General features: G+C 30.6%; 11 protein-coding genes. All 11 read left to right on the top strand.

Going from position 1 to position 11,702, the window contains the following annotated elements; genetic code table 11:
* Positions 1-214: 214 nt before the first annotated feature.
* A complete protein-coding gene (locus GXW81_RS04360; RefSeq protein WP_107046669.1) occupies positions 215-910 on the top strand; it encodes a hypothetical protein in 696 nt (231 codons plus the stop codon).
* Between the two features lie 161 nt (positions 911-1,071).
* Positions 1,072-1,947, top strand: coding sequence for an RNA helicase (locus GXW81_RS04355; protein ID WP_161531345.1), 876 nt, complete (start codon positions 1,072-1,074; stop codon positions 1,945-1,947).
* Between the two features lie 229 nt (positions 1,948-2,176).
* Positions 2,177-3,052, top strand: a complete 876-nt coding sequence (locus tag GXW81_RS04350; RefSeq protein ID WP_161531344.1) for an FRG domain-containing protein — start codon at positions 2,177-2,179, stop codon at positions 3,050-3,052.
* 233 nt (positions 3,053-3,285) lie between these two features.
* On the top strand, positions 3,286-3,939 hold the full coding sequence (locus GXW81_RS04345; RefSeq protein WP_161531343.1) for a hypothetical protein: 654 nt from the start codon (positions 3,286-3,288) through the stop codon (positions 3,937-3,939).
* Positions 3,940-4,175: 236 nt separating this feature from the next.
* Entirely contained in the window at positions 4,176-4,739 is a 564-nt protein-coding gene (locus tag GXW81_RS04340; RefSeq protein WP_161531342.1) for a hypothetical protein, read from the top strand.
* A 501-nt stretch (positions 4,740-5,240) separates the two neighbouring features.
* Complete coding sequence (locus GXW81_RS04335) at positions 5,241-5,594, top strand: type II toxin-antitoxin system RelE/ParE family toxin (RefSeq protein WP_161531341.1); 354 nt, start codon at positions 5,241-5,243, stop codon at positions 5,592-5,594.
* The gene (locus GXW81_RS04330; RefSeq protein ID WP_260393541.1) at positions 5,584-5,892 is read left to right on the top strand and encodes a helix-turn-helix transcriptional regulator; all 309 of its coding nucleotides are present in this window, start codon (positions 5,584-5,586) and stop codon (positions 5,890-5,892) included. Before GXW81_RS04335 ends, GXW81_RS04330 begins: the two co-directional genes overlap by 11 nt.
* 260 nt (positions 5,893-6,152) lie before the next feature.
* Entirely contained in the window at positions 6,153-6,443 is a 291-nt protein-coding gene (locus GXW81_RS04325) for a DUF5071 domain-containing protein (protein ID WP_260393543.1), read from the top strand.
* A 409-nt stretch (positions 6,444-6,852) separates the two neighbouring features.
* Positions 6,853-7,158, top strand: a complete 306-nt coding sequence (locus tag GXW81_RS04320) for a hypothetical protein (protein WP_161531339.1) — start codon at positions 6,853-6,855, stop codon at positions 7,156-7,158.
* A gap of 419 nt (positions 7,159-7,577) precedes the next feature.
* Positions 7,578-8,363, top strand: coding sequence for a DUF2310 family Zn-ribbon-containing protein (locus tag GXW81_RS04315; RefSeq protein ID WP_161531338.1), 786 nt, complete (start codon positions 7,578-7,580; stop codon positions 8,361-8,363).
* Positions 8,364-8,546: 183 nt separating this feature from the next.
* Complete coding sequence (locus GXW81_RS04310) at positions 8,547-11,582, top strand: ATP-binding protein (RefSeq protein WP_161531337.1); 3,036 nt, start codon at positions 8,547-8,549, stop codon at positions 11,580-11,582.
* Positions 11,583-11,702: the final 120 nt, after the last annotated feature.

Raw genomic sequence — 11,702 nt, 5'->3', positions numbered from 1 at the left:
GTTGGTTACCAAGTGATGAAGAAATTGAACTTACTGAATATGATATTTAAAAAAGCCAGCAGGCAACAAGGTATTACCGCAAGCGGGGTTTATTTCTTTTTTAGAAAAATTTGTTTACCTTTGAGGTGTGGTATTTTAGTTGAAGTTGGGTGCTAATAAGCCCCGCCTTCGGCAATACCCGGACCGTTATGGGCAATTATATAACAAACACACAATGAAAAAGCAATTAACATTTTTATTTTTGACTTTGACAATTACCCTTTTTGGACAAGTAGAACGACACAAAAAACCATCTGACTTTATACCAAAGGGGTATCTGATTCATAAGTATGAAGGAGGAATTTCATCCGAAGGTTGGGACGAAATAAAAGGAGATTTAAACAAAGATGGATTGGAGGATATTGTTCTTATAATTAAAGGAACTGACAAAAGTAAAATCGTAAAAGACGAATATCGTGGAAAATTAGACCGAAATCGAAGAGGTATAATTGTACTACTTAATAAAGGAACTTATTACGAATTAGCCACAAAAAATTACGATTGTTTTTCATCCGAAAACGAAGATGGCGGTGTGTATTTTGCCCCTGAACTTTCTGTTGAAATAAAAAAAGGAAAATTATACATCAGTTATGGTCACGGAAGATACGGACATTGGATATATACATTTAGGTATCAAAACGGAGATATGGAATTGATTGGTTATGATTTGTATTCAAACCGTGGTCCAGTTCCACAATATGAAATAAGTATAAATTTTTTAACGAGTAAGAAGCTAATAAGAGATAACATAAATAAGGATGATGACAGCGACGAAAACACTAATTTTAAAGAAGCTTGGGAAACATTAAAAAAGAAAAAACTAATAAAATTGTCAGAAATTAAAGATTTTGACGAATTAAAATTTGAGTAAAATAACTGCCCATAACAAGGGTTTTGCGTCAGGCGGGCTGAAGTGCAAAATTCAACGGTGGTTTTTCAATTAAACATTAGTAATAATATCGGCTTTTGTGCTTCGATTTCCCGCCCGAACGCAAAGCCCCAAAACGTTATGCGACATATTAAAACAACATTATGGATAAAGACAAATCAGAAAAAAAAGATAAAATTGAAAGACCTATTGAAAAGAAAAAATGTGGGATAATTATGCCAATTTCTTCTCATCCAGATTATCCAAAAGACCATTGGAAGGAAGTGTTGAATATTTTAGTAGAAGCAGTAAATGAAACTGATTTTGAACCTCGTTTAGTAAGCGATGATGTTGCAATTGGTTTAATACACGAGAGAATTGTGAATAATATTTACAATGATGATATTATTGTTTGTGATGTAAGTTCTAAAAATCCAAATGTTATGTTTGAACTAGGAATGAGGTTAGCATTTGACAAACCAACCATAATCATAAAAGATGAAAATACTGGATATTCGTTTGATACAGGTGTTATTGAACACATAAATTATCCTTCATCTTTAAGATTTAATAAAATTATTGAATTTAAAAAAGAACTCATAAAAAAAATTAACGCTACTTATTCAAAATCACAATCTGAAAAGAACTTTTCGCCCTTTTTAAAAAGTTTTGGAAAAACAATTGTTCCAGCAAAAATTCATCAAACTGAAATTCCTGAAAGTCAATACATACTTTCAAAACTTGAAAACATAACAAATGAAATACAGTTATTGAGAATGAATCAAGTTGGTAAATCAAATCCAATTTATTCTAACCTAACTAGAAAAAGAATTGTTGGTAATAAAGTTGACGAGTTCCTTGATGTAAATCCACATCTTGATAAAGAATTTGTTTTGAAATCTTTGATTGATTTACTAAAAGATGAAGTTGAGAAGTATCATAATTTTATTCCAACAACGCAAGAAGTTGGAATCGCAGTAGAAAGATACTTCAAAAATAAAGAGGGTAATACTAATCCTGATAATGAGGAAGCAAAATAATAATACGTCGCATAACATAGTATTTGCAAAAGGCGGGGTTTAGGTGTTGAATTGAAAAGCAGGAACATTTATCCCGCATATGCTTTCCAATTCAACTATTTTGAGTAATTTAGTTTCATTGGAAAAGCATCTGCTCCGGTTGGACTGAATTGAACTTTCAGTCCAATTTAGCCTGCCCTTCGCAAATACTTTTTCAGTTAGCAGAAATATTATCACCACAAACTGTAATATGAAATTAAGAGTTGCAACTTCATTAGACGAATATATTTCAATAATTAATGAAGCAGAAAACAAGGTACTTTGGTATAGAGGAATGAGTAAATCTTCATATTACCTAACTCCTTCCCTTTTTAGAGAAAAAAGAATAATTGGATTAGAATTTAGCGGTAGAGAAATAAATGGTAAATTCTATAAAAAATCTGATGCAATAATGAAATCAGATTTAGCTGCTATCGACACTTTCATTAATTATTACCAAAAATTTTTTCCTGATAAATGCAAAGATTTCAATTTAGTTGATTATTTATATATAATGCAACATTATGAAATTCCAACAAGATTATTAGATTTTTCAACCAATAAATTAATTGCATTATATTTTTCAGTAGCAACAGCAAATAAGACGGGATATAATATTGATAAGGAAATTGAAGATTTTAATGCAAACGAAGGATTTTCAGAACTTGGCTCATCCATACATATAATAGATCCAGCTTTTACAAACAATCAAACAAATAGATTTGTAAATTTAAAAGAAGATATTTTAAATATTGATGATATAAACATAGACGTCTTGTCTCAGATAATATCACCTATTTGCGTTAAATCAACTAATAAAGATCCAAGAATTATCAATCAAGAAGGAGTATTTATGCTGTTTGGCTCAGATTATAGGTCATATGATGAATATCAAATATTTGCGGAAAATACTACAAAAATTTTCATTCCTAATTCTTGTAGATTAGCTATTAAAGAAGAACTAAGACAAAAACATAGTATTACACATTCGTTTGTTTATCCCGATATAAAAGGGATTTCTTTAGAAATTATAGACGAAATTGAAGAGAAATACCATTCAGATTGTTTAAGTGTTTTTGGGAAATAAAATACTTCTGCTAACATAGTATTTGCAAAAGGCGGGTTTAAGTGCAAAGTAGAAAATTTGATAATATTAAGCCGCTTCTGCTTTTCCGTATTGCTTTTTTTCTTAGTTTAGCAATACGGAAAAAGCATATGCTTCGGTTGGTCAAAATTGAACTTTATGTTCAATTTAGTCCGCCCTTCGCAAATACTTTTTCCGTTAGCAGCAATATTTCAACAAAAATCCGAATAAATTGAATGGATAAAACTGAAAAGAAAATAAATTGGTCAAATATCTTAACTATAGTAATCTCTATAATTGCGTTGATTTTGAGTTTTTTATCTTATCAAATTTCAAAACAAAATTTAGATTATGAAATAGATAAAGATTCCTTTTTAAATACTCCAGCAATAACCGAGATTGTAGATTCTACAATTGTTAGATTCAAATTAAATAATGAAAATTCAGAGCTACAATCATTATTAATTACTTTTCCTAACGATGTGAATATAAAAAGTATTAAAACCGCAAAAAAACCAGTAGAAATCAGCACCACAATTCTAGAGAATTCAGTAAAAAGTTATGTTGATAATAAAATAATGGTTAAAGACTCGTTTGCAATTGTCGGACATGTAGGTATTCCTGTCGTTTTTGATTATTCTGCTATTGTATTTGGGTCTGCTCAAAATTTGCGCGAGAATAGAATTTTAATTTTTGATGTTCATTATTACGAAAGCGTAAAAAAAATCAATTTTAGCAATAGTTTTTTAATTACTAGATTAGGTTATCCCATTAAAAAACATTATTTTTATACAGGCCCATTTTCTAAACCCTTAGAAGAAAAATTAGCAATTCAAGATAGTATTGACTTGCAAGAACTTTTGCGAACACAATTAAAAAATATTAAATAAAAATACTGCTGCTAACATAGTGTTTGCAAAAGGCGGGGAGAGGCATTGAATTGAAAAGCAGAAATATTTAGTCGCAAATGCTTTTCAATTCAACTTTTTTTACTAATTTAGTTTCATTGAAAAAGCATCGGCTTCGTTTGGTCGAAATTGAACAATTAGTTCAATTTAGCCCGCCCTTCGCAAATACTTTTTCCGTTGGTAGCAATTTCACCAAAAATGCTGTCCAGAATAAATATATGAACAAATTTTTATCAACTTTATTTTTAGTTTTTTCTGTAATTGTTTTTTCCCAATCAACACAAGATTTGGACTTGAAAAATGGATTTAAGCAATTCAAATTTGGTAGTTCACCTGCACAAATCAAAAATATTATTCCTCAAAAAAATCAATATTCTCAAAACCCTAATGTCAAAACATATGATTATGTTGGCAACGATATCCAATATATTGCAAATGTGAAAGTTGATAATGTTATATTATATTTCTTTAAAAATAAATTGTTTTTGATTGGTGCAAATTTTGGAAATATGGAAAGTCAAACCGATTTTACTTATGTTGACTATAGAAATATTTTGAGTTGGCTTGAACAAGCATACGGTAAAGATTGGATACAACCAAATAATAGTGATGGTGTAATCCTAAATGGTGCAATTTGGGATGGTAAAAAAGTAAAATTAGAATTGATTAGAGTAGACTTTTCTAAAAGCATAACAAATCCCGAAAATTATGGCTATATCAGTGGTTATATAAGTGTTTTTGACAAAAATTTGAATAAGCAAAGGTATTCTGATGAATTTTAAAAAAATAAAAATGGAATTAGAAAATTATATTAAGGGATATTCAGAACCTAAAATACATTCTGAAATTTTGAAACTTAACGAAGAGCAAAAAATTAGAATAAAGAAGTTCATTGACTAAATTAACGCAAAAACTGACAGAGAATTTGTTATCAACGATTTGAAAGTTTTGTCAGATAGAATAGAAATTTCTGTAAATTACAAATTAACAATGTTCTAAAGAAACTGCTACCAACATAGTATTTGCAAAAGGCGGGGTTAAGTGCAGGGTTGAAAATTTGGTAATATTTATCCGCTTTTGCTTTTCCGTATTACTTTTTTTTCTTAGTTTAGCAATACGGAAAAAGCATCCGCTTCGGTTGGTTGAAATTGAACTATTGGTTCAATTTAGTCCGCCCTTCGCAAATACTTTTTCCGTTAGTGGTAAGTGCTTACAAAGTTGTGTGTGGAATAAAATATTGAAAAGGATTTGTTTTTTGGTAACTTTTGAGTTAACTTTGCAATATGAAAACTCAAAGACAAATAATTTTCTATGAGCGGTATTTCATAGATTTCTATTCGGAACAAACAGATAAGGTGCAACAGAAGATAGAGTATGTTTTTAAAATCATAAAGACTGTTCAAAATGTGCCGAGGAAATTTCTTAAACATATGACAGGTACTGATGGACTTTATGAGGTTAGAGTAGAATTTGAAAGTAATATTTATAGAATTTTTTGTTGCTTTGACGAAGGGAATTTAGTGGTTTTGTTCAATGGTTTTCAGAAAAAATCTCAAAAAACGCCAAAAAAAGAAATAGACTTGGCATTGAAATTAAAAGAAGAATATTTTAATCTAAAAGCAAATAATGATGAATAAGGCAAATATTAAAGACGCTAAAAACTTTGAAGAGTTGTTGGATATCAAATATGGAAAAATAGGGACGAGAAAGCGAGATGATTTCGAAGAACAAGCACAGTATTTTGTGATAAGTGAAATGTTAAAAGAAGCTAGGAAAGAGGCAAATATGACTCAAGAACAACTTGCAGAGAAGGTAGGAACTAAAAAGAGTTATATTTCTCGGATAGAAAATGGAAAGTGCGATATTCAGTTATCTACTCTGTATCGAATTTTTGAATTTGGACTTGGAAAGCGAGTGAGTTTAATATTTGGATAATAAGCACCTACCACTAACAAGGTATTGCCGCAAGCGGGGTTAATTGTTTTTTTAGAAAATTTTGTTTATCCTTGAAGTGTGGTGTTTTAGTTGAAGTTAGGTGCTAATAAGCCCCGCCTTCGGCAATATCCATCCCGTTGTCTGTAATTGTAAACAAGTACAATGAAAAAAAGCGAATTAAAAGATTTAGTACCAAAAGACAAATTCGACATAAAGAAGGCGGAAAATTTAAACAATTACGACATTGAAGATTTAGCCCGATTGTAAATGATTTACGTTACTGTTTAGTGGATATTAATTGGCCAATTGTAGTTCCAGTATCAAATTACCTTCTTAAATACACGGATAAAATTACCGATGAAATAATAGTAATCTTAAAGACTGACGATGAAGTTTGGAGGTATTGGCTAATCAAAGTGTTTGGAGAAAAAACAACGGACGAAAAATTAAAACAAGAAATTATAAGATTGGCCTTTAATGCAAATGAATCTGAGAAGCGTGGCGAGGTAGATATCATATGTCAAGATATAATAGAGATGAGAAACTGGTAATACAACTACAGACAACATAGTATTTGCAAAAGGCGGGGTTAAGTGATAGTTGAAAGATTTGAAATATTTATCCGCTACTGCTTTTCCGTATTACTTTTTTTCTTAAATTAGCAATACGGGAACAGCATCCGCTTCGCTCCTTTCGCTACAACGGCTCGGCGGCTTATACCGCCTGATGAGCTCGTCGCTTCGTGAACTTCGCAATCAAGCGGTTTTGCAAAATTCCCTCTCGGGAGCAGAGCTTCTAGAGGAAACTTCGCAAAGCCGCCGGGCCGTTGTGTGCAAGTATGTGCAAATAGAGTGCTAAAATGACATATCACAAAATTGATTTATACAAATTGGAGTGATACCCTTTGGAAGCAAGAGAACGCCACAAGTTGTGGCATCTATTACCAAAAACACTTTTGATATGGCAATCGTTTTATTAGATTCAGAAAAAATAATTTCACTTACTTTACCGCAAAAGATTAATTATATTAAACAGTATTCTATGTTGAGATTTCCTATTAAATTTTATAAAATTCTTTTGAAAGCCATTGATTTTCGTATCCAAACGATGCAAAAACTGATAGATAATGAAGAAACAACAGACAAAATGTCGGCAGAAATAGATTACGGAAACGATGTTTCTATTCTTAATGCTATTCAGAAAGAATTGAATGAAACTATTACCAACTTTACTCTTGGGATAGCAATCAAAAATGGTATCAATTAATAAAACAAAGTGATGGATTATTACTTCGTGAACATCAAAATTCATTGGTAGAAAATGAGCAAATCATTCTAACCTTTTTTGCCAACAGTTATGATGATGCAATGGCTATTCGTAACAAGTTCTTGAATTTCGAGCCTCATATTCCTATGTCTAAATGCGTTATAGCAGAGCGTATATTGACGATGACCAATACTATAAATAATGAAAATAGTACGATTAGAGTAGTTATATTTCGACCTATAAAAACAGAGCAGGATTGGCAATGTGATTACCAAATTTAGGGCATTGCTAATGATCGTATTTTTGGAATTATTGGAGTTGATAGTTTCCAAGTGGTACAGCTTGCATATCAAATGATTGAAAATACATTACAGGATTTCTTGAATGATAATCCACATTTAACCATCAGTTTATAAAGTATGTTTGCATTTAATATTGTTATACATAATATCAATGGAGAAGAATATGAGGATATTGAACACGATATTTTTATCTATTTACAGTTTTTAGAAAGCAATGGACAAATCCTGCAAAGGGAATTTCATTTACCAACCAAACTGAATGAAAAATACACCATAACGGTTGTTTGTCCTGAAAAATATTCTTTGAAAGAAGAAAATAGAAATATTTATGTCAAAGAGTATCATCGGAAGATTGAATATAAAAGCGGGCAATCCATAGCGTTTAACTCTATTGGTGAAGGCTTAGAGTATCCATTGCCTCGATATGAAGTGCCTAAAAGCTCAAAATTTTATGTATTAATGTATGGTTTTAGTTCGCCTTTGTTGGATGGTGAAACGCAACAAGGAATTCCTTTATACAAAATTCCTTACACAGATATGGATCACCAAAGTTTTGATAATATTTGGATTTGGTGGCATCATCATCAAGCGTTGTATAGATTGTGGTTAAGTTCTCAATCGTTAACAGAAAATTTTGCACAAAAGCAATTAGAAGATGCATTTTCAGAACACAATAAAATGGGGCGTGAGCTATGTAAGTTCATAGAGACCAAAACAGGAGTTCCCACCTATTACTTTTTATTCAATTACAGAAATTGGACAGATCAAGAAGACCAAGATAGGAAATGTCCAATAACTCAAAAAGATTGGAGAATAGACAGAGGAAATTTTGGTTTCTTTGATTTTAAATGTGACGAAAGTAGATTAGTGAGTGAATTGAATCCGAATTGTAGTGAAATTTAATATACCTGCACACAACAAGGTATTGCCAAAATCGGGGCTGGTTTTCTTTTCCAAAAACTTTTGTTTATCTTTGAGGGGTGATATTTTAGTTGAAGTTAGGTGCTGAGAAGTCCCCGCTTTCGGCAATACCCGACCGTTAGGTGATATGCTACGAGCCCCTCCGAAAATAACAGATAATAAAGAATGGAAGATAAAAAATGGTTAACATATTGGAAGAAAAGTCTATCTGACTCGCTAAAAGCAGACATTGATGTTGAGAAACTTCAGCATTTTGAAATTGAAAATTTCAAAATGGAAAGTCAATTGATTACTGAACTTGAAAAAGTAAATAAACTTATTGACTTCGAAGAAAATCGAATAAACAAAAAGAAAGGAAATCCAAACAAAGAAAGTGAAAATTGGATTTCATTAAACGAAATTCAAATAGTTATTTCTCCAATAAAAATAAAACCAACTACAGAAAATTTAGTAATGTTGAAAGATAAAAAACCAAAATTTCCATTTTGGTTTTTTGCTCAAATTGATAGAAATGGCAACCTACAAATATCCGAAGAAACTTTTCCTGTTTTTCAAAGAAAATATTTAGAACCACTTGCTGATGAAAGAACTGAATTTATATTTGGTTCAGTAGAAAATGTAGATAATGCATCAGCCATTGGCAAAGAAAAATATGATAATTATTTAGATTATATTCAATACTTAAAAGATGTTTTTAAGAAAGCAATTAATCAAGAAATAGAAAGCTACTCAATAAAGGGTTATGAAACCATAAATAATGCAATAATATTATTACCTGACGAAGATATAAATGCAGCAATTAGTATAATACAACTTTATGAAAAAATACTGAAAGAAAGGAACATTCCTGAATTATTAAAGTCATTCATAAATTTAAAAAATGATGATCCAAAAACTCCATTAGCTGTTCCCGAATTAATTAATAATAATTATTTGCATTTAGGACAAATGGGATTTGATTTTCCAATCTCAATTTCACAAAGAAAGAGCTTATACACTTATTTACAATCAAATGAAAAGGTTTTTGCCGTAAATGGGCCTCCAGGAACAGGAAAAACAACTTTACTTCAAAGTATTGTAGCGAATAAGTTTGTGGAAAGTGCTATTATTGGCAAGAATGCTCCAATCATACTTGCTTGTTCTACAAATAATCAAGCAGTAACTAATATCATTGATAGCTTCTCTAAATCGAATACAAAAACAGGAAAACTCCAAGGAAGATGGTTACCTGAAGTTGAAGGTTACGCAACATACTTGCCTGCAAATGGCAAAACAGAAGCGGAATTGAAAGGAATTAACTACAATAAGCTAAATGGTGAAGGTTTATTTAATAAAGTGGAAAACTACAATTATTTACAAGAAGCAAAAACGTTTTTCGTAGATAAAAGTGTACAATATTTTGGAACACAGATTTTAAGTATAAAAGAGGTAACTAAAAAACTACAGAAAGAAATCATTGAAATACAATCAATTCTTAAAGATGCTTCTGAAAAGTGGAACGATTATATTAAAGTTGAAAAGCTATTTTTGACAAGGTATTTAATTCCAAATTCCAACTTACAAAAATATTATTCAAATAATATTTTAAATGAGGTTTCTTTTAAATCTGATATTGAGAACCTAAAAAATATTGAAGAAAAAGTGTTATTATATTTCAATAATGAACCATTCTTTAGGAAACTATTTTGCTTTTTGGGTTTAAGATCTGCTTTAAATAGTAGAGCCTCTGAAATAAAAATAATTTTACGAGATTCCTTAATTGAAGTATCAAATGAGTTTATATTTTCAAAAAGCAATATTCTTGAAAAAGTAGATACAAAAATTAAACTTGCTAAAACAATTACTGATAAAATTAATAATTGGAAAAATTGGAAAATCAACAACTCTATTAAAGGTAATCCACCAAAAACAGAAGCAGAATATTGGGATTTTGAGTTATTAAAAATCAAAAACAATTCAGAGCCAAATTGCTTTTATGACGAATTAGATGTTTCATTCAGACATAAAGCATTTCAGTTAGCATTACATTATTGGGAAGGTGAATATTTAATTAAACTAGAAAGTGATTTAGCTGATGTGAATTTTGACAAAAAAGGATTAGATGCAACAAAAAACAGATGGCAAAGGCAAGCAAGGCTAACGCCTTGCTTTGTTAGCACTTTTTATATGGCCCCCAAATTTTTTAGCTATTTTAAATTTTTGAAAAAAGGCGAAGACGGTAAAAATATTTTTGATACTCCACCACTTTTTGACTTTATAGATTTGTTAATTGTGGACGAGGCAGGACAAGTTTCTCCAGAAGTAGGTGTTGCAACTTTTTCACTTGCAAAACAAGCAGTTATTGTGGGCGATATTAAACAAATTGAACCAGTTTGGAACATAACAAAGAAAATTGATATTGGAAATTTAAAAAAATGCAATCTCATAAACAATTATGAAGATTTAATTTATGAAAGTGAATTTGACCCAAAAGGATTTCTTTCCTCTACAGGAAGCATAATGAAAATGGCTCAAAATGCCTGCAATTTCAAAGAAGAAGAAATTATGGAAAAAGGTGTGTTTTTATTAGAGCATAGAAGATGTTATGACGAAATTATAAATTACTGCAATGTTTTGGCTTATGATGGACAGCTAACCCCACTTAAAGGAAAAGCTAAAAATGATTTATTGTTTCCTCCAATGTATTGCATTCATGTTGAAGGAAACTCTACAACTAAAAACACAAGCAGACATAATCTTAATGAGGTTAAAGCAATAGTAAATTGGTTATTAAAAAATAGAACTATTATTGAAGGCAAATATGGGAGTATTGAAAATGCAGTTGGAATAATAACACCTTTTGTAGGACAAAAGAATAGTTTAATATATGCTTTGAAAAACGCAGGGTTTAATGTTGATATATTAAAATTGGGAACTGTTCACGCCTTACAGGGGGCAGAAAGACCAATAATATTATTTTCAATGGTATATGGAAAAGGAGATTCAGGAATAATGTTTTTTGACAGAGACAACAAACCAAATATGCTAAATGTAGCAGTATCAAGAGCAAAAGATAATTTTATTGTATTTGCTAACACAGAAATTTTGGACAAGAAAGCAAGGACACCAAGCGGAATATTATCAAATCATTTGACATATGAAAAACAAAGCACAATCACCCAACAAGGGTTCGACAAAATGGGGGCAAAAGTGCTAAAATGAGCATTTGGAATTCTATTGAATATATTGCACTATATTTGACATTGGCACTCTAAATTTTCTCACTTCAGCAAGCCTATAAACGTTACCTGAAGTGCTGTCAAAAATGTGTCAACACTTATG

This window comes from Riemerella anatipestifer (assembly GCF_009932355.1).
Taxonomy (GTDB): domain Bacteria; phylum Bacteroidota; class Bacteroidia; order Flavobacteriales; family Weeksellaceae; genus Riemerella; species Riemerella anatipestifer_E.
This window is presented reverse-complemented; position numbering and strand designations above follow the sequence as displayed.